The 21,830-nt window shown below is 35.7% G+C and carries 9 protein-coding genes; 1 reads left to right on the top strand and 8 read right to left on the bottom strand.

Annotated features, from left to right (window positions below; all coding sequences use genetic code 11):
- Window positions 1–27: 27 nt before the first annotated feature.
- The 6 genes from GQR94_RS12765 to GQR94_RS12740 all read right to left on the bottom strand — a co-directional run bounded on the left by GQR94_RS12765 (window position 28) and on the right by GQR94_RS12740 (window position 14,728).
- Window positions 28–471: a hypothetical protein gene (locus tag GQR94_RS12765; RefSeq protein ID WP_158975860.1), complete on the bottom strand. Its 444-nt coding sequence runs from the start codon at window positions 469–471 to the stop codon at window positions 28–30.
- Between the two features lie 217 nt (window positions 472–688).
- Window positions 689–2,746: a right-handed parallel beta-helix repeat-containing protein gene (locus GQR94_RS12760; RefSeq protein WP_158975859.1), complete on the bottom strand. Its 2,058-nt coding sequence runs from the start codon at window positions 2,744–2,746 to the stop codon at window positions 689–691.
- A complete protein-coding gene (locus tag GQR94_RS12755; protein ID WP_158975858.1) occupies window positions 2,747–4,375 on the bottom strand; it encodes a Calx-beta domain-containing protein in 1,629 nt (542 codons plus the stop codon).
- A 250-nt stretch (window positions 4,376–4,625) separates the two neighbouring features.
- Window positions 4,626–6,566, bottom strand: coding sequence for an OmpA family protein (locus GQR94_RS12750; protein WP_158975857.1), 1,941 nt, complete (start codon window positions 6,564–6,566; stop codon window positions 4,626–4,628).
- A gap of 9 nt (window positions 6,567–6,575) precedes the next feature.
- Window positions 6,576–7,526 carry a type IX secretion system membrane protein PorP/SprF gene (locus GQR94_RS12745; protein ID WP_158975856.1) on the bottom strand — a complete coding sequence of 317 codons (951 nt, stop codon included), beginning with the start codon at window positions 7,524–7,526 and terminating at the stop codon, window positions 6,576–6,578.
- A 23-nt stretch (window positions 7,527–7,549) separates the two neighbouring features.
- Window positions 7,550–14,728 (bottom strand): gliding motility-associated C-terminal domain-containing protein, encoded by a 7,179-nt coding sequence (locus GQR94_RS12740; protein ID WP_158975855.1) that lies wholly within the window; start codon window positions 14,726–14,728, stop codon window positions 7,550–7,552.
- A 417-nt stretch (window positions 14,729–15,145) separates the two neighbouring features.
- Here GQR94_RS12740 and GQR94_RS12735 point away from each other — a divergent pair, with 417 nt between their 5' ends.
- A complete protein-coding gene (locus tag GQR94_RS12735; protein WP_158975854.1) occupies window positions 15,146–16,735 on the top strand; it encodes a peptide chain release factor 3 in 1,590 nt (529 codons plus the stop codon).
- 421 nt (window positions 16,736–17,156) lie between these two features.
- On the opposite strand, the gene GQR94_RS12730 is transcribed toward GQR94_RS12735, so the two are convergent.
- Both GQR94_RS12730 and rpoC read right to left on the bottom strand, forming a co-directional pair.
- Window positions 17,157–17,462: a DUF3467 domain-containing protein gene (locus GQR94_RS12730; RefSeq protein WP_158975853.1), complete on the bottom strand. Its 306-nt coding sequence runs from the start codon at window positions 17,460–17,462 to the stop codon at window positions 17,157–17,159.
- A 14-nt stretch (window positions 17,463–17,476) separates the two neighbouring features.
- The gene (gene rpoC, locus GQR94_RS12725) at window positions 17,477–21,775 is read right to left on the bottom strand and encodes a DNA-directed RNA polymerase subunit beta' (protein WP_158975852.1); all 4,299 of its coding nucleotides are present in this window, start codon (window positions 21,773–21,775) and stop codon (window positions 17,477–17,479) included.
- Window positions 21,776–21,830 lie beyond the last annotated feature (55 nt).

Genomic DNA, 21,830 nt, shown 5'->3' with positions numbered 1-21,830 from the left:
TGTTAATAGTGCTTAATAAAACATATGTTAAACCGAATATTCTATTATTGATGTACATCTGCGCGCCACATTGCCAAAAGTACCCCATGTATTTTGAATGAAAATTTGCATTGCTGTTCTTCCATCAGTACTAATAGCTCCCGAAAAAGCTTGCCTCTCAGCCCAATCACCAATCAGTCCAACTGCGAAAATAGCTTGCACATTGATCAATGTATTATTACGTATTAAAAAAAAAGTTTTGGAAACATGATTATTGTTCTCTAGAACGAGAACATCTGAAACTTCATGACTGTAAAAATCTGACCAAGCAGATCTACCGCCTTTTGTTTCTATTAAGTGTAAACTACTATAAGTAGCCGCACTTTCTGTGAAAATGCTTTGAAAATAAATAGCTTGTGCATGAAACAAGCTAATTAGCAAGATGGTGAAGGCTATAAGTTGTCTACTGCTAAAGTTTGCAATTTTAATCATTGGCTGTGGCTGTCTATTCTATTGCATAGAATAGTTGGGTTGAATTATTGATAGTACGTCTACTTATCAAAAATCTACCTTTAGCCTTTAAATAGGAAATAAATGTTGCAAAAGTGAACTATACAACCGTAAAAACAAATAGTTCTGTTGTTAGGTATTGATTACCAACAAATCCTATCCTTTTTTCAACTTAAAAACACTACACTTCATCCGATTATTAATTTTTCTTTACCCGATAGGTTATCCTTCTATTTGTGATTACCGTATAATTTTTGATCATACTAAACGGTGAGAATTCTGAAGTAGAATTTGAGATTGTTGCTGTTGAAGTAATAAAATTACCCGCAGCAATAGTAAGCGGTCCAGGTATCACAAATTTAAATTTATTTGAATTATCTGTATTACCATCTACATCTGTGTAAGGACTCACTGCTGCGGATACATCTGCAGCAGAACCTTCGGTCACTGTAGCGAGATATGTTTGTCCTTCACCATAATCTGTAGAAAGACCCAATTGATTATCTCCTGTAACAGCACTACCTTCATTAATATCGGTTAAAAACACTTCAATTGTTGCTCCTGGTCGTGACCATCCTTCAATAACTAAATTTGCTCCAGATATAAATGCATTGGAAATCACAGGGAAATTTAATAATCCGTTAGGACCTGAATCTCCATCACTGGAGTCATTAAGTGTTATTCCATCTCCTATTAAATCTGTTGCATCTAAATCTATTCCTAGCGCGGGGGCTGCTGTTCCATTCGCAAAAATGGAATTCTGTGATATTAAATTCCCAGTAGTTGTGCCACCAGAAATAACAATTCCTGCCCCTCCATTAGAAGCTATTATATTTTTTAAAATTATTGAATTATTACCGTCTAATTTGATTCCTGCATTCTCTATTGAACCACTACAATCACCACCATTTTGTCCAGAATTTAGTATTGTGTTTTCACTAATTACTAAATTGCCAGCATAGCCATCTGTATCAATACCAAGTGCACCTGCTTTTTCAATTAAATTACCTGTAATATTAATACTAGAACCATTTTGAATCTTTATATTATCAAAACAAGCCCCTGTACCATTTGCTGTAATTTGATTACCTTGAATTAATGTACTGGTACCTCCATTAATTAATATACCTGCATCTGATGTCGTTGCAATATAATTATCACGTATAACAATTTCACCGCCAACAACTTCAACACCATAATCAATATTCCCTGAATTATTACCTTGAGCGTTAACACCTATAAGATTTTCTGTAATTAAAGCAGCTCCTGAATCTAAACGAATTCCGGCATTATTATTTGCATATATTGATACATTCCTAATTACTGTATTCAGCGCTTGAATTCTTATTAAATCTCCTGCATTTCTATGAATCTGAATTTCAGGATTAGCAAAAGTTGTTAAAGTATTTACAGAAACACCAACATTAGAGCCACCTAGCCCAGTAGTTCCTGTATTTGTATCTCCAGAATATGCCGTTTGCGTTCTGCCATCAATACTCGTATTGTCATCTGTAATAACAGCTAAGGATTTAGTATTAGGAATGAAGATATCAAAAATACCTGATGAATAATTTGTATCCGCCGTTCTTCCCTGAGCATCACCCGTAGGAGGAATCATAAATATGGAAATATCTTCTCCAGCAGCAGGATCAAAAATACTATTGGCAGCGATATCTAAGCCTGTTTCATCTAAATCATTGGAATTTATTATAAATTGATTTAAAGATCCTTGTCCATCCTCATTAGTATTAACTATTGTATTAAAATTAAAACCAAAATCGATATTAGCTTTTCCATTATTTGCAAGGGCAACAACACTTATACTCTGCGCACCCGTAAAAACACCTGGATTGCTATCTTGTAATGAAGGATTGGCACCACCTACTTCGTTAACTATTTCTGACAATCCTGTACTATTTTCTACCCTAAAAGTTTGCACTCCATAGCATGTGCTACAGGTAGCTCCGCCACCTCTAGTTGATATTACGGTTGAATTTACAACTCGTATAGAATAATTGCCATTGACCATACCAGCAAAAGAATAATCACCACTTAAATTGGTTGTCGTAGTCTCCATTAACGTATTGAAACTGTCATAAAGTTCAACGGTAACATTAGATATTCCAACCCCTGAAGCATTGTTTAAATTACGACCTGACCCGCCCGGATAATTGACATCTTCAAAAATATTTCCAGAAATTAAATTGGATGGCACTTTTAGCACTACTGCATTCAAGAGCACAAAATCTCCTCCCATTTATACATTTGCAGTTACTGAAGATTCTGCAGGAGCAATAAATGTAGAAATATCGTAGGTGTCTAAATCTAGGCCAAAAGTTGTGGTGTTATTAATATTTGGCACAACAGTATTGTCAAAAATGGTTCCATTAAAAGGATTGTCAACTGCACCTATATTATCACCATCACCAGACAATTCATTAGTTCCCAAAGAAGTAGTTAGTGATAATAGTTCACCACCACTAGATGGATCACCTTCCCAAGATAAGAAAGTTGCTTTGGCACCAACGGTAGAAATAGCATAGAAACCATCTAAAGCAAAACTAACCGGTGTAGAAGTATTTTGATACCCGATAAAACCTTGATAGAGATTAATAGACACTGCCGGTAAGGTTGGCTCTTCATAAAAGATCATCAAACTCCAACCACCCAAGGTAACATTTCCACTTGCGTAACTGCCCGAGTTATCAACATTTAAATCTGAAAAATCAAAAGTGGTACTATTTAAATTGCTCACTCCTATACCGTTAATCAACGTTGTAACATCAGCAAATAATGCATAAAATGATAAACTACTAATAACATATTGATTCGCATAATCTGCAGCAACAGTTTGATTTTCAAATGTTATAGAAAGATCAGGGGTAGCGCCAGAATGAGTCCAAAACAAATATGCCTTTTTAATTTGTGCAGTTGCAGGAACTGCGGTTGTTAAGGTATTAGAAGAACTAGCCACTATGGAAGTAGTAGGATTAGACGTATCTCTTAAACTCCCTCCTGTTAATGCATAATCAAAATAGCCATTAAATTCTGAAAACAATGTTAATGGTGTATTTGCTGGGATATCATTATCGTTAATTGTTCCAGTGGCTGTATCTGTAATAACTACTGATGCATCTGATACTGACGTAAAACTTATAGTATAGGTCTCCGGACCTTCAAAATCTAAATCATCGGTTATTAAAACGGTTATTTGTTCTGTATCTCCACTGGTACCATTAAAATTTAGGGTTCCTGTATATACTCCAGAACTTGTGGTATAATCTACACCCGCTGTTGCGGAGCCTGCTGTTATAAGATAATTTACAGAGAAACTTCCTGCAGTGGCTGACCCATCATGAACGGCATTAAAAATTGCAGAACCTGAATTTTCTGAAATTGAAACATCATCAACTAAAATATTTGGGTCATCTGGAGCACAGTAACTGATAGCATCTACACTAAATGTTTCTCCATTATTAGAATTGCCTAGAAATAATAGGTATTCTATAGTACGGTTTGCTGTATACGTTACATTTATTGTTGAACCTAGCGCTGTGTTTGTTGAGTTATATTGGGCTAAATTATTATAACCGCTCGCTTCTTGATCTGAGTTATAAATTAATAACCCTGCATTATTGGTATTTCTACGAAGTCTTATAGTAATTTGAGTACCCACCAGAACTGGATTAGCTAAACGAACAACTAATTGAGAATTAGCGCCAAAAACAGTAGATTGATTATTGGGAGCACCCAAAATATTATTCGTATTGGTAATATTTGCTGCAAAACTAGTAGCTATACCATATTCAGTATTTGAACATTGTGCCCGTACCATCTGTACTGCAGAAAATAGCAGTATAAAGGTTAGTATTATTTTATTTATCACGATAGAAACTTTGGTTAGTGCTAGAATGAAATTATTCAACACCCAAAAGTATGTATCCGCTAGTCTAATTCGAAAATTTTGTTGTGTACTTAGAGAAAAAAAGATGTAAAATCCTACAAAAATATTGTTAACAAATGGATTTTGATTGTTAAATCAGCAAAATTTACTTCCCGTAATTGATAAATATGTAAAAAACTAAAAGGCAGCTACCAGTATAGTAGCTGCCTTTTTTATGTAATTTTAAGAGCTGTTATTCCCTAATAATAAATTCTGATCTTCTGTTTAAATCATGCTCCTTAGAAGAACATTTAGAATTGTTACCGCAATTATTTACCAGTTTGGTTTCTCCGAAACCTTCACCCTCTAATCTATCTGCAGCAATTCCTTTTGAAACCATATAACCAACCGTAGATTCTGCTCTTTTTTGAGACAACCATAAGTTATAAGCATCTTTACCACGACTATCCGTATGAGAATTAACTTTAATTTTCAAACTAGGATACTTCTCCATGGCTGCAATTACTTTCTGAATCTCAATTTCTGCATCTGGTCTAATATTATATTTATTTAGATCGAAATATATCGTACTCAATTGCAATAACTTCGCTAAATCGTCACCAAAACCACCTGAAACCTTATCACGTTCTAAGTAAAAATCAATTACTTTAGGCTCGCCATCAGATTCTCCCATATACTCTTCTGACGGAATATACCCATCTGTCATAGCACGAACAAAATTTCCTTGATCACAATCAATTAAAATTTCATAATACCCGTTAGCATCCGTAAGTGTTTGTAAAATTTCAATATTGTCTTCGTTGATCACTTTTACAGTAGCTCCTACCAAAACCTGATTCGAAATTTTATCTCTAACGACACCTGAAATTTCCTGTCTACATTCTAATTGTAATGGGATGTTTTCTACAAAACTATAGATATCATCATTTCCTAAACCAGTAGCTCTATTAGATGCAAAATACCCCGTTCTGTCATCTTCATTAAATATAAACGTAAAGTCATCTAACTGCCCGTTTATAGGCTCCCCAACATTTTTTACGTTACCCGTATAATCGTTATCCCTAATTTTAGTCGCAAAAACATCTAAGCCTCCTAAACCCGGGTGGCCTTCTGAAGAAAAGTATAATACATCTTCACTTGATACAAAAGGAAATGTTTCTCTTGCTTCAGTATTTATTGAACTCCCAAGATTCTCAGGCGTACTAAATGTTCTATCATCGTTGATTGTTACTTTAAAAATATCTGATTCACCCAAAGTACCAGGCATATCTGATGCAAAGTACAATGTTTTTTCATCAGGACTCAACGCCGGGTGCGCAACAGAATAGCTATCACTATTAAAAGGAAGCTCTTCAAGATACGCTACTATACTATCTTGGATAATAGCTCTAAAAATCTTTAAACGAATTACTCCGTTTTCATCTTTTGTAGATTTACCTTCTTTGAAATTGTTTCTCGTAAAGTATATTACACTGCCACCTCTAGTTGCTGCTACTGTAGATTCATGCAATCGGGTGTTAATGTTTTTATTCATTTTAACAACCCTACCCATAGAAAGACTATCTGCATTTACTTTATAGATGTCTAAGAAATCTTTAGAATTCCAAGTATGTCTATATCTCGCTAAGTTACCTGTATCTCTATCTGACGAAAACAACAAACCTTCTTTATAATATGCAGGTGCAAACTCTGAATATACCGTATTAAATTCAAATGACTTAAGGGTATATCTCCCCGAATTTTCCTTAATCTCTTTTCTATAATCTCTATCCGAAGTAAAGTTATTAGCTCTATAATCTTCGGCAGAAGTGATCTCTGAAAATTTCTGCATTAAATCATCCGCCGCCTCATATTCTCCTAAACTTCTTAAGGTCTGTGCGTATCTAAAATAATAATCTGGAGTTACCTCCGATTGATATTCCGTTACCAGCCTTTCATAAATTTCAGATGCATTTTTATATTCAGCATTGAAGTAATAAGAATTTCCTAACTTCTTTAATAGTTCTGCTGAAACAAAACCTTTATCAAGAACCTTCTTATAAATATCGATAGCAGGGCTAAACGAGAATTCGTCATATTTGGTATTAGCGCGTTCAAGACTTTTTTCTTGTGCGGATAAACTTCCAATTGAAATAAGTAGTAGACCTACTGTAAAAAGTATTTTTCTAACCATAATTGTAATTTAGAAGAAACGTGGTGATACTAATTTTTGGAATGATTTCATTAACTCATATCTCAAGAAGATTTCAAAAGAACCATCATTAAATCTTGTAGATCCTAATTCTGTAGTTTCTTTATCATAAGCTAACCCAATCATGAACTGATCAGATACTTGAAATCCAGCCATCGCACTTACCGCTGCATCCCATCTATATGCTGCACCAAAAGTGAATTTATCATTATACATAAAGTTAGCAGAAAGATCTACCTGTAAAGGTGCCCCACCCACAACTTTTGTTAAAAGTGCAGGCTTAAATTTGAATTCACTAGACAAATCAAATACATAACCAGTAATAGCATAAAAATTGATACGTTCTGTTGATAAGAAAGTTACCGAATCTGCGTCTCGTTCAGAATTATCAAAATGATCGGTTTCTAAAATATTTGGAGCAGATAAACCTAAATAAAACTTATCCGTATGATAATACAATCCTAATCCAAAATTTGGAGAAAATTTATTTTCGATATTATCTCCTGTAACTGTTTCACTATCAAAATTTCTAAGTTTATTAAAATCTAAATTCAATAGGTTACCCCCTGCTTTCAAACCAAATGACAACTTTGCGGTTTGCGAAACGTCTAGTGTATAAGACAAAACTCCGTCAAAATAGGTTTCTTGAACAGTACCATTACCAATTTCATCATTCACAATAGATACCCCGTATCCTAATCTACTATTCCTAATAGGAGAATGTAAATTTAAAGTTTGTGACGTTGGTGAACCATCTAAACCTACCCATTGCGATCTGTATAGCGCCGTTATACTTAACTGTCCACGAGATCCTGCATAGGCAGGATTTACACTCATGGTGTTAAACATATACTGGGTATATTGTGGATCTTGTTGGGCATTTGCGTTTTGAAAAAAAAACGATGCCATTACTACGGATAATAAAAAAATTAGTTTATTCATAATATATAGTGTTCTCAATACTATTATTTACTTACATAGATATAACCACTATCGGTTACTCCTTTATTGTTAATATCTTGATATTCGAATATGTAAAAATATACTCCTGATGGTAAATATTCATCTTTAGAAACAGTAGATCTACCTCTTGAACGTCCGTCGAATACATTGTTCTGGTTGTTATACCCTTCACCTTCATATACTGCTATTCCCCATCGATTGAAGATCTTTAGTGAATTATTAAAAGCTGAATCCACATTTCTAATGAACAAGAAATCATTCTTACCATCACCATTTGGAGTTACCATTTGATTCACTTCAATCTTTTCATTCTCTGGTGTATCGTCCGTTGGATCTAAATAGTCTGGAGTACCATCTCCATCTGTATCATCATTGGTTGGATCACCATCACCATTTGCATCTTCATCTGGCGTATTGATTCCGTCACCATCGTCATCTAAATCTCTATAGTTAACATCTTCGGTACCGTCTGTATCTGGTAAATCATTTGCAGGATCATTGATCTCATCGTTTACATCGAATCCGTCATTAACATCTGAACCTTCATAACCATCATCTAAACCATCTCCGTCTGTATCTATTCCTGTATACGTCTGATCAGGAATACCATCAAAGTTAAAGTCATTTCCTTCATTAAAATCGGGAACTAAATCATTATCACTATCTAAATCGATATAATCTGGAGTATCCTCACCATCATGATTGTTTGGTGTTAACCCATCAGGATAAGCACTATTCAATCCATCATTTGCAGCATAAGTCGCTTCGTCATCCTCGTTAGGTGCAATGTACCCTTCTGTTGTTTGCGCTTCTACATTATCTGGAATACCATCATCATCAGCATCAATATCTAAATGATTTGGAATACCATCGCCGTCTGTATCTGTTGGATTTGTTAATGGATCATTATCTCCATCTATATTCTCATCTTCTACAGTATCTAAGATACCATCGTTATCATCATCTAAATCTACACTATCAGGAACACCATCTCCATCAGTATCGATACCTGGTGTATCATTAATAGGATCTAAATAGTCTGGAGTACCATCACCGTCGGTATCATCATTGGTTGGGTCACCATCACCATCTGCATCTTCATCTGGCGTATTGATACCATCACCGTCATCATCTAAATCTCTATAGTTAACATCTTCTGTACCGTCTGTATCTGGTAAATCATTTGCTGGATCGTTGATCTCATCATTAACATCAAAACCATCATTTACATCTGATCCTTCATAGCCATCATCTAAACCATCACCGTCTGTATCTACACCGGTGAATGTCTGATCTGGAATACCATCAAAGTTAAAATCGTTTCCTTCGTTGTTATCTGGAACTGAATCGTTATCTGAATCTAAATCGATATAATCTGGAGTATCCTCACCATCATGATTGTTTGGTGTTAACCCATCAGGGTAAGCACTATTCAATCCATCATTTGCAGCATAAGTAGCTTCGTCATCTTCATTCGGTGCAATGTACCCTTCTGTTGTTTGCGCTTCTACGTTATCTGGAATACCATCATTATCAGCATCAATATCTAAATGATTTGGAATACTATCGCCATCTGTATCTGTTGGGTCTGTTAATGGATCATTATCTCCATCTACATTCGCATCTTCTACTGTATCTAAGATACCATCGTTATCATCATCTAAATCTGTTGCATCTGGAACACCATCACCATCGGTATCTATTCCATCTGTAGGATCTAAATAATCAGGAGTACCATCACCGTCTGTATCATCATTGGTTGGGTCACCGTCACCATCTGCATCTTCATCTGGCGTGTTGATACCATCACCGTCATCATCTAAATCTCTATAGTTAACATCTTCTGTACCGTCTGTATCTGGTAAATCATTTGCTGGATCGTTGATCTCATCATTAACATCAAAACCATCATTTACATCTGATCCTTCATAGCCATCATCTAAACCATCACCGTCTGTATCTACACCGGTGAATGTCTGATCTGGAATACCATCAAAGTTAAAGTCGTTTCCTTCGTTATTATCTGGAACTGAATCGTTATCTGAATCTAAATCGATGTAATCTGGAGTATCCTCACCATCATGATTGTTTGGTGTTAATCCATCAGGATAAGCACTATTCAATCCATCATTTGCAACATAAGTAGCTTCGTCATCCTCGTTAGGTGCAATGTACCCGTCTGTTGTTTGCGCTTCTACGTTATCTGGAATACCGTCATTATCAGCATCAATATCTAAATGGTTTGGAATACCATCGCCGTCTGTATCTGTTGGGTCTGTTAATGGATCATTATCTCCATCTACATTCGCATCTTCTACTGTATCTAAGATACCATCATTATCATCATCTAAATCTGTTGCATCTGGAACACCATCGCCATCGGTATCTATTCCATCTGTAGGATCTAAATAATCTGGAGTACCATCACCGTCAGTATCATCATTAGTTGGGTCACCATCACCATCTGCATCTTCATCTGGCGTGTTGATACCATCACCATCGTCATCTAAATCTCTATAGTTAACATCTTCTGTACCGTCTGTATCTGGTAAATCATTTGCTGGATCGTTAATCTCATCATTAACATCAAAACCATCATTTACTTCTGATTCTTCATAGCCATCGTCTAAACCATCACCATCTGTATCTACTCCTGTGTAGGTCTGATCTGGAATACCATCAAAGTTAAAGTCATTTCCTTCGTTGTTGTCTGGAACTGAATCGTTATCTGAATCTAAATCGATATAATCTGGAGTATCCGTACCATCATGATTGTTTGGTGTTAACCCATCAGGGTAAGCACTATTCAATCCATCATTTGCAGCATAAGTAGCTTCGTCATCCTCGTTAGGTGCAATGTACCCTTCTGTTGTTTGCGCTTCTACGTTATCTGGAATACCATCATTATCAGCATCAATATCTAAATGATTTGGAATACCATCGCCATCTGTATCTGTTGGATCTGTTAATGGATCATTATCACCATCTACATTCGCATCTTCCACTGTATCTAGGATACCATCATTATCATCATCTAAATCTGTTGCATCTGGAACACCATCACCATCGGTATCTATTCCATCTGTAGGATCTAAATAATCTGGAGTACCATCACCGTCAGTATCATCATTAGTTGGGTCACCATCGCCATCTGCATCTTCATCTGGCGTGTTGATACCATCACCATCGTCATCTAAATCTCTATAGTTAACATCTTCTGTACCGTCTGTATCTGGTAAGTCATTTGCTGGATCGTTGATCTCATCATTAACATCAAAACCATCATTTACATCTGATCCTTCATAGCCATCATCTAAACCATCACCGTCTGTATCTACACCGGTGAATGTCTGATCTGGAATACCATCAAAGTTAAAGTCGTTTCCTTCGTTGTTATCTGGAACTGAATCGTTATCTGAATCTAAATCGATATAATCTGGAGTATCCTCACCATCATGATTGTTTGGTGTTAACCCATCAGGATAAGCACTATTCAATCCATCATTTGCAACATAAGTAGCTTCGTCATCCTCGTTAGGTGCAATGTACCCTTCTGTTGTTTGCGCTTCTACGTTATCTGGAATACCGTCATTATCAGCATCAATATCTAAATGGTTTGGAATACCATCGCCGTCTGTATCTGTTGGGTCTGTTAATGGATCATTATCTCCATCTACATTCGCATCTTCTACTGTATCTAAGATACCATCATTATCATCATCTAAATCTGTTGCATCTGGAACACCATCGCCATCGGTATCTATTCCATCTGTAGGATCTAAATAATCAGGAGTACCATCACCGTCAGTATCATCATTAGTTGGGTCACCATCACCATCTGCATCTTCATCTGGCGTGTTGATACCATCACCATCGTCATCTAAATCTCTATAGTTAACATCTTCTGTACCGTCTGTATCTGGTAAATCATTTGCTGGATCGTTAATCTCATCATTAACATCAAAACCATCATTTACATCTGATCCTTCATAGCCATCATCTAAACCATCACCGTCTGTATCTACACCGGTGAATGTCTGATCTGGAATACCATCAAAGTTAAAGTCGTTTCCTTCGTTGTTATCTGGAACTGAATCGTTATCTGAATCTAAATCGATATAATCTGGAGTATCCGTACCATCATGATTGTTTGGTGTTAACCCATCAGGGTAAGCACTATTCAATCCATCATTTGCAACATACGTAGCTTCGTCATCCTCGTTAGGTGCAATGTACCCTTCTGTTGTTTGCGCTTCTACGTTATCTGGAATACCGTCATTATCAGCATCAATATCTAAATGGTTTGGAATACCATCGCCGTCTGTATCCGTTGGGTCTGTTAATGGATCATTGTCTCCATCTACATTCGCATCTTCTACTGTATCTAAGATACCATCATTATCATCATCTAAATCTGTTGCATCTGGAACACCATCTCCGTCCGTATCCGTACCATTATCATCTGTAGGATCTAAATAATCAGGAGTACCATCACCGTCAGTATCATCATTAGTTGGGTCACCATCACCATCTGCATCTTCATCTGGCGTGTTGATACCGTCACCGTCATCATCTAAATCTCTATAGTTAACATCTTCTGTACCGTCTGTATCTGGTAAATCATTTGCTGGATCGTTGATCTCATCATTAACATCAAAACCATCATTTACATCTGATCCTTCATAGCCATCATCTAAACCATCACCGTCTGTATCTACACCGGTGAATGTCTGATCTGGAATACCATCAAAGTTAAAATCGTTTCCTTCGTTGTTATCTGGAACTGAATCGTTATCTGAATCTAAATCGATATAATCTGGAGTATCCTCACCATCATGATTGTTTGGTGTTAACCCATCAGGATAAGCACTATTCAATCCATCATTTGCAACATAAGTAGCTTCGTCATCCTCGTTAGGTGCAATGTACCCTTCTGTTGTTTGCGCTTCTACGTTATCTGGAATACCATCATTATCAGCATCAATATCTAAATGGTTTGGAATACCATCGCCATCTGTATCTGTTGGATTTGTTAATGGATCATTATCTCCATCTACATTCGCATCTTCTACTGTATCTAAGATACCATCATTATCATCATCTAAATCTGTTACATCTGGAACACCATCACCATCGGTATCTATTCCATCTGTAGGATCTAAATAATCAGGAGTACCATCACCGTCAGTATCATCATTGGTTGGGTCTCCATCACCATCTGCATCTTCATCTGGCGTATTGATACCATCACCATCATCATCTAAATCTCTATAGTTAACATCTTCTGTTCCGTCTGTATCTGGTAAATCATTTGCTGGATCGTTGATCTCATCATTAACATCAAAACCATCATTTACATCTGATCCTTCATAGCCATCATCTAAACCATCACCGTCTGTATCTATTCCTGTATACGTCTGATCAGGAATACCATCAAAGTTAAAGTCGTTTCCTTCGTTGTTGTCTGGAACTGAATCGTTATCTGAATCTAAATCGATATAATCAGCAGTATCTTCTCCGTCTGTATTTACTGGAGTTAATCCTTCATTCCCACTACCTTCATAAGCATCATCCAAACCATCCATATCTGAATCGTTTCCGCTTGGTGCTTTATAATCTTCTGTTGTTTGTGCTTCTACGTTATCTGGAATACCGTCGTTATCAGCATCAATATCTAAATGATTTGGAATACCATCACCGTCTGTATCTGTTGGATTTGTCAATGGATCATTATCTCCATCAGTATTTGGATCTTCAACAACATCTAAGATACCATCGTTATCATCATCTAAATCTGTTGCATCTGGAACACCATCACCATCGGTATCTATTCCATCTGTAGGATCTAAATAATCCGGAGTACCGTCACCGTCAGTATCATCATTGGTTGGGTCACCGTCACCATCTGCATCTTCATCTGGCGTGTTGATTTCGTCACCGTCATCATCTAAATCTCTATAGTTAACATCTTCGGTACCGTCTGTATCTGGTAAATCATTTGCTGGATCGTTGATTTCATCATTAACATCAAAACCATCATTTACATCCGATCCTTCATAACCATCATCTAAACCATCACCATCCGTATCTACGCCTGTATACGTCTGATCTGGAATACCATCAAAGTTAAAATCGTTTCCTTCGTTGTTATCTGGAACTGAATCGTTATCTGAATCTAAGTCTCTGTAATCAGCAGTATCTTCTCCATCTGTATTTACTGGAGTTAATCCTTCATTCCCACTACCTTCATAAGCATCATCCAAACCATCCATATCTGAATCGTTTCCACTTGGTGCTTTATAATCTTCTGTTGTTTGTGCTTCTACGTTATCTGGAATACCATCATTATCAGCATCAATATCTCTAAAATCAGGATTAGTATCTGTGTCCGTATTAACCGGAGTTAGACCTTCACCCGAACCAGGAGTGTTTTCGTACTGATCATCCAATCCGTTTCCATCAGAATCTTGCCCATAATAAGAAGTATAACTCGAGGAATTTTGAGCTTCTACATTATCAAGAATACCATCGTTATCAGAATCTATGTCTCTATAATCCGGAATTTTATCACCATCTGTGTCAACTGGAGTTAAACCTGTACCTGAATAATTTTCATAATGATCATCTAAACCATTACCGTTTGCATCTAAAGGACATGGTTTGATATAATTGGAATCATTTTGTGCTTCCACATTATCTAAGATGCCATCATTATCAGAATCAATATCTAAATAATCTGGAACACCATCACCATCGGTATCAATTGGAGTTAAACCTTGTTTAGGGCAATGCTCATACGCATCATCAAGACCATTCATATCGCTATCTACGCCAGTTGCTGGAATAAAGCCATCGGTAGACTGTGCTTCTACATTATCTAAGATTCCGTCATTATCAGAATCTATATCTAAATAATCTGGAACGCCATCGTTATCCGTATCTCTTGAAGCATAAGCACTGTAGCCTTCAACAGTATCAAGTATACCATCATTATCAGAGTCTAAATCTTTTGAATCGGGAATTTTATCTCCGTCTGAGTCTACAAAGTAAACAGCGAAGTCTAATCCTCTACCATAACCACTAAAAGAAGATAGGGCCGTAAATACAAAAAGTAAAAGAAAAAACGTATAGGAAAATTTCTGTAGTTTCCTATAATTATTTAGTAAAGTAAAAATATCCATATGAGTTAGTTTATAGTTGAACTAATCACCATGGCATTTAGGTTATAACATTTTAGTAAGAAGATGGGGTCTTCTGGTCTTTAGAATTATGGTGCAAGATATAGCTTATAAATATAATTGATAAACGACAACAAGCACGAACTCTCTTAAATCTTTAAACGGCAAATATACTCGATGAATGACACTAACCTAAAAAAATTGAACTGTTTTAAATACGGATAAACGATAAATATAGACGTCGGGTAATTTCCTACAAATGTAGGAATTATACCGTTTACCGATGTTTTAAACAATTTTAAAACCTGATTACCAATACTTTAGTGAATTTAAAAATCATGAAAAAAGTCTAAAATATTTTAATTTTTTATTAAAAGAACAAGCCAATAATTTTATCTTATTTTTGCAAAAACATTGAATATGAGTTTTGAAAAGGAAATTCAAAGAAGAAGAACATTTGGTATCATTTCGCACCCAGATGCAGGAAAAACAACACTAACCGAAAAATTATTGCTTTTTGGTGGTGCAATCCAGGAGGCTGGTGCTGTAAAAAACAACAAAATTAAAAAAGGGGCTACAAGTGATTTCATGGAAATTGAAAGACAACGTGGAATTTCTGTGGCTACTTCCGTATTAGCCTTTATATATAAGGACAAAAAAATAAATATTCTTGATACTCCTGGACATAAGGATTTTGCAGAGGACACTTTTAGAACACTAACCGCTGTAGATAGTGTTATTGTAGTTATTGATGTTGCAAAAGGGGTAGAGGAACAAACCAAAAAACTAGTAGAAGTATGTAGAATGCGTAATATTCCTATTATTGTATTCATTAATAAAATGGATCGCGAGGGTAAAGACGCTTTTGATTTACTAGACGAAGTTGAACAAAAATTAGGCTTAAGAGTTACTCCTTTAAGTTTCCCTATTGGTATGGGGTACGATTTTAAAGGAATTTATAATATTTACGAAAAGAATATTAATCTTTTCAGCGGAGATAGCAAGAGAAATATTGAAGATGTTATTGCTTTTGATAATATTGCCAATCCTGAACTTGAAAAAACCATTGGTGCTAAAGCTGCAGCTGATCTAAGAGAGAATTTAGAACTTGTACATGGTGTATATCCTGAATTTGACCGAGAGGCCTATTTGGCTGGTGACTTACAACCGGTATTCTTTGGTTCTGCTTTAAATAATTTTGGTGTTCGAGAACTATTAGACTGTTTCGTAGACATTGCCCCTACTCCAAGACCTAAAATGGCTGAAGAGCGCTTGGTAAAAGCAAATGAAAAAGGGTTTACTGGTTTTGTATTTAAGATACATGCCAATATGGACCCAAAACATAGAGATCGCCTAGCTTTCATTAAAATTGTATCTGGAACTTTTGAGAGAAACACTCCATATTTGCATGTTCGCCATAATAAAAAACTAAAATTCTCTAGTCCCAATGCCTTTTTTGCTGAAAAAAAAGAAATTGTAGACATCTCGTATCCTGGTGACATTGTTGGTCTTCATGATACTGGAAATTTTAAAATTGGTGACACTTTAACGGAAGGCGAAAATCTTCACTATAAAGGCATACCTAGTTTTTCCCCAGAACATTTTAGATATATCAATAATGCAGATCCTTTAAAATCGAAACAATTATTTAAAGGAATTGATCAATTAATGGATGAAGGTGTTGCTCAATTATTTACACTAGAATTAAATGGACGTAAGGTTATTGGAACTGTAGGCGCCCTTCAATACGAGGTCATCCAATATCGTTTAGAACATGAATATGGTGCGAAGTGCACCTATGAAAACTTTCCTGTATATAAAGCGTGTTGGGTAGCTCCTAAAGACCCTAAAAATGACGAATTCAAAGAATTTAAACGTGTAAAGCAGAAATTTTTAGCTAAAGATAAAAGAGGACAATTAGTTTTCCTTGCCGATTCTCAATTTTCATTACAGATGACGCAACAAAAATACCCAAGTGTAGTTCTAAAATTCACTTCAGAATTTGAATAGACTTTCACATGTGTCGTCCAAAATAACCGATACAGATAATTAAAGGATTAAACGTTATAATTTAAAGCTGACCAATGCTATCATTGGTCAGCTTTTTTATTTTATACTGTTTTTTTCTCTTAAGTTATCATATTAACACCTTTATATGAGAGCTAACATATGCTGTAACAAATGTGGTTTTTAATGGTTGTATCATTCTATCGCATTTTCATCAAAGCTTTGGTTCTTGTCAATGGGCCAGATTCAAGTTTAGCAACTATTTGTAGCGCATAAGAAACGAAGTAATTTTTTGGGTACGCTTTACATACCCGGTGTTTTTTGATGGTTTAATACGCTAAATGTTTAGCTTATCGCCATTTCAAGAGGACAAAATAGTAGGCATAAAAAAATCCCGTGATTTTCATCACGGGATTTCTTGTTTTTATGCTTCTCCAGTTGGTCCAAAATTAATTGGAATTGGAGGCTGTTCGTAATCCTTAATAGTACCATGAGCACTTTCAAACCTCTTGACATTATCGTTTAATGCTTTAAGGAATTTCTTAGCATGTTGAGGAGTAAGAACAATTCTACTCTTCACTTTTGCTTTAGGTGCCCCAGGCATCATACTTATAAAATCAACTACAAATTCTGACACAGAGTGATTAATGATCGCTAAATTAGAATAAATTCCTTCAGCCATTTTTTCATCTAACTCTATATTGATTTGTTTTTGGTTTTGATCACTCATAAATACGCTATTATTTAGAATTTAAATTCTTCCTTACGAGCCATTATCTCATCATACTCTTCCTTAGATCCTACGATGATACTATCGTAATCTCTCATTCCTGTTCCTGCTGGTATTTTATGACCTACAATAACATTCTCTTTCAAGCCTTCTAAATCATCAATTTTACCAGCTACTGCTGCTTCATTTAATACTTTAGTCGTCTCTTGGAAAGAAGCTGCTGATATGAATGATTTCGTCTGAAGTGAAGCACGAGTAATACCCTGAAGTATTGGCGTTGCTGTAGCAGCAATTGCATCTCTAGCTTCTACTAAAGCTTTATCATTTCTTCTCAATACAGAATTTTCATCTCTTAACTGACGTGCTGTAATAATCTGACCTGGTTTTAATACTTCAGAATCTCCTACTTCAACTACCACTTTTTTCCCGAACATTCCATCATTTTCCGTAATGAAATCATCTTTATGTGCCAATTGGTTTTCTAAGAAAATAGTATCTCCTGGATCTTGAATTCTTACTTTACGCATCATTTGACGTACAACTACCTCAAAGTGCTTATCATTAATCTTCACCCCTTGTAGACGATATACTTCTTGAACTTCATTTACCAAGTACTGTTGAACAGCAGATGGGCCTTTAATTTTCAAGATATCCTCAGGAGTAATAGATCCATCAGAAAGTGGCATTCCAGCACGAACATAATCATTCTCTTGAACTAAGATTTGATTAGAAAGTTTTACTAAATACTTCTTAACCTCACCTAATTTAGATTCGATAATGATCTCACGGTTACCTCTTTTAATCTTACCAAAAGAAACAACACCATCAATTTCAGAAACAACAGCTGGGTTAGAAGGGTTACGAGCTTCGAATAATTCCGTTACTCTTGGAAGACCACCCGTAATATCTCCAGATTTTGCAGATTTACGTGGAATCTTAACTAAAATTTTACCCTCTTTAACATCTTCACCATTATCTACCATAATGTGTGATCCAACTGGTAAGTTGTAAGAACGTAACACTTCATCCTTATTATTTTTAATAAGTAATGTTGGTATTAATTTCTTATTTCTAGATTCTGAAATTACTTTCTCTTGGAATCCTGTTTGCTCATCAATTTCTACTTGATATGTTACCCCTTGATCAATATTTTCATAAACAATTTTACCAGGGAATTCTGTAACGATAACACCGTTATATGGATCCCACTGACAAATCACTTCGTCTTTCGCCACTTTAGCACCATTCTTAATAAATAACTGAGAACCGTAAGGGATGTTATTTGTACTTAAGGTAATACCTGTTTTAGCGTCAACAACTTTGATCTCAGAAGTTCTAGAAATTACAGTTTCAAATGCAACACCTTCATTATCTATAGAAGTAACCGTTCTTAAATCTTCAATTTCAGCAATACCACCAAACTTAGCAGATAGCTTATTATCTTCAGAAATGTTCCCTGCAATACCCCCTACGTGGAAAGTACGCAATGTTAACTGTGTTCCTGGTTCACCAATAGATTGCGCAGCAACTACACCTACAGCTTCACCTCTTTGTACCATTTTATTGGTTGAAAGGTTTCTACCGTAACATTTACCACAAATACCTTTAGCAGCTTCACATGTAAGTGCTGAACGTACTTCAATTTTATCAACAGGAGATGCTTCAACTAATCTCACATCTACTTCTAATATTTCTTGTCCAGCTTTAAGAATTAACTCTTCAGTTAAAGGATTGAATACATCATGTAAAGAAACTCTACCTAAGATACGCTCTCCTAATGATTCTACAATTTCTTCATTTTTCTTTAAAGCCTCTACTTCAATACCTCTTAACGTACCACAATCTTCTGTGTTTACAATAACATCTTGTGATACATCTACTAAACGACGTGTTAAGTAACCAGCATCTGCAGTTTTTAAGGCTGTATCCGCAAGACCTTTACGCGCACCGTGAGTAGAAATAAAGTATTCAAGAATTGAAAGTCCTTCCTTAAAGTTAGAAAGAATAGGGTTTTCAATAATTTCACCACCACCGGCAGTAGATTTTTTAGGCTTAGCCATCAAACCACGCATACCTGTTAACTGACGGATTTGTTCTTTAGAACCCCTCGCACCAGAGTCAAGCATCATATATACCGAGTTAAACCCTTGTTGATCTTCACGAATACGTTTCATCGCTAACTCAGTTAACTGAGCATTCGTAGAAGTCCAAACATCAATTACTTGATTGTAACGTTCGTTGTTTGTAATAAGACCCATATTATAATTGGCCATAATACCTTCAACTTGCCCGTTAGCATCAGCAATCATTTCATGCTTTTCAGGTGGGATAATAATATCTCCTAAACTAAATGAAAGACCACCTTTGAAAGCGAACTCATACCCCATTGTTTTAATCTTATCCAAGAAATCAGCAGTAGTAGGTACATCTGTAGCCTCTAAAATTCCACCAATAATATCTCTTAAAGATTTTTTATTTAATACTTCGTTAATGTAACCAGCTTTTTCAGGTACCATTCTATTAAATAGCACTCTACCTACTGTAGTTGGGATAATTTGATATACCAATTCTCCAGCTTCGTTGAAGTTTTTAGCTCTTACTTTAACACCAGCATTTAAATCTACCATTCCCTCGTTATGCGCAATAACTACCTCTTCCGCAGAATAGAAAATTAAGCCTTCACCTTTTACAGGAACTTCAGGAGTTGATTTACGCTCTTTGGTCATATAATAAAGACCCAAGACCATATCCTGAGATGGAACCGTAATTGGAGAACCATTTGCAGGGTTTAATATATTGTGAGAAGCCAACATTAATAATTGACATTCCAAAATTGCTTCTGGGCCTAATGGTAAGTGAACTGCCATTTGATCCCCATCAAAATCCGCATTAAATGCAGTACATACTAATGGGTGCAAACGAATAGCTTTACCTTCAATTAATTTAGGTTGGAATGCTTGAATACCTAAACGGTGTAATGTAGGAGCCCTGTTTAATAAAACTGGGTGACCTTTCAATACATTTTCAAGAATATCCCAAACTACAGGTTCCTTTTTATCTATAATCTTCTTAGCAGATTTAACTGTTTTAACAATTCCTCTTTCAATCAATTTACGGATCACGAAAGGTTTGTAAAGTTCTGCAGCCATATCTTTAGGAAGACCACATTCAAATAATCTTAATTCTGGTCCTACAACAATTACTGAACGTGCAGAATAATCGACACGTTTACCCAATAAGTTTTGACGGAAACGACCTTGTTTCCCTTTTAATGAATCAGAAAGTGATTTTAACGGTCTGTTAGATTCTGTTTTAACAGCAGAAGCTTTTCTTGTGTTATCGAATAAAGAATCTACAGATTCTTGAAGCATACGCTTCTCGTTTCTAAGAATTACTTCAGGAGCTTTAATCTCAACCAATCTTTTCAAACGGTTGTTACGAATAATAACTCTTCGGTAAAGATCATTTAAATCTGAAGTCGCAAAACGGCCACCATCTAAAGGAACTAGAGGACGCAATTCTGGTGGAATAACTGGGATTACTTTCATAATCATCCACTCAGGTCTGTTCTCTCTATTTTCTTGAGACTCTCTTAGAGATTCTACAACCTGAAGTCTTTTTAAAGCTTCAGTTTTACGTTGTTTAGAGGTTTCTGTATTTGCTTTATGTCTTAATTCATAAGAAAGCACATCTAAATCGATACGTGCTAAAATATCTATTAAACACTCAGCACCCATTTTAGCGATAAACTTATTAGGGTCAGAATCTTCTAAATATTGATTTTCTACTGGAACTGATTCCAATATATTAAGATACTCTTCTTCAGTTAAGAAATCCATTTTACTGATTTCTTCACCTTCAGGACCTTTAGCAATACCTGGTTGAATTACAACATAACGCTCATAATAGATGATCATGTCTAATTTCTTAGAAGGCAATCCTAATAAGTATCCTATTTTATTTGGTAAAGAACGGAAATACCAGATGTGAGCAACAGGAACAACTAAGTTAATGTGACCTACACGATCTCTACGTACTTTCTTTTCGGTAACTTCTACCCCACAACGATCACAAACGATACCACGGTAACGAATTCTCTTATACTTACCACAAGCACATTCATAATCTTTAACTGGGCCAAAAATACGCTCACAAAAAAGACCGTCACGCTCAGGTTTATGCGTTCTATAGTTAATAGTTTCAGGCTTTAAAACTTCTCCTCTTGACTCTGCCAGAATAGATTCTGGTGATGCCAAGCCTATTGAAATTTTATCGAACCTTTTTATTGTGTTATTATCTCTTTGTCTAGCCATAACAATATGGTGATGATAAATTAAAATTGTTTTACTAAATAGTGTCTCTCAAAAA

It is taken from the genome of Cellulophaga sp. L1A9 (assembly GCF_009797025.1).
In the GTDB taxonomy this organism is placed as follows: Bacteria; Bacteroidota; Bacteroidia; order Flavobacteriales; family Flavobacteriaceae; genus Cellulophaga.
This window is presented reverse-complemented; position numbering and strand designations above follow the sequence as displayed.

Excerpts from the sequence above, each read along its gene's own strand:
- GQR94_RS12765 (WP_158975860.1), bottom strand. The coding sequence starts at position 471 with ATGATTAAAATTGCAAACTTTAGCAGTAGACAACTTATAGCCTTCACC.
- GQR94_RS12760 (WP_158975859.1), bottom strand. The coding sequence starts at position 2,746 with ATGGGAGGAGATTTTGTGCTCTTGAATGCAGTAGTGCTAAAAGTGCCA.
- GQR94_RS12750 (WP_158975857.1), bottom strand. The coding sequence starts at position 6,566 with ATGGTTAGAAAAATACTTTTTACAGTAGGTCTACTACTTATTTCAATT.
- GQR94_RS12745 (WP_158975856.1), bottom strand. The coding sequence starts at position 7,526 with ATGAATAAACTAATTTTTTTATTATCCGTAGTAATGGCATCGTTTTTT.
- GQR94_RS12740 (WP_158975855.1), bottom strand. The coding sequence starts at position 14,728 with ATGGATATTTTTACTTTACTAAATAATTATAGGAAACTACAGAAATTT.
- GQR94_RS12735 (WP_158975854.1), top strand. The coding sequence starts at position 15,146 with ATGAGTTTTGAAAAGGAAATTCAAAGAAGAAGAACATTTGGTATCATT.
- GQR94_RS12730 (WP_158975853.1), bottom strand. The coding sequence starts at position 17,462 with ATGAGTGATCAAAACCAAAAACAAATCAATATAGAGTTAGATGAAAAA.
- rpoC (WP_158975852.1), bottom strand. The coding sequence starts at position 21,775 with ATGGCTAGACAAAGAGATAATAACACAATAAAAAGGTTCGATAAAATT.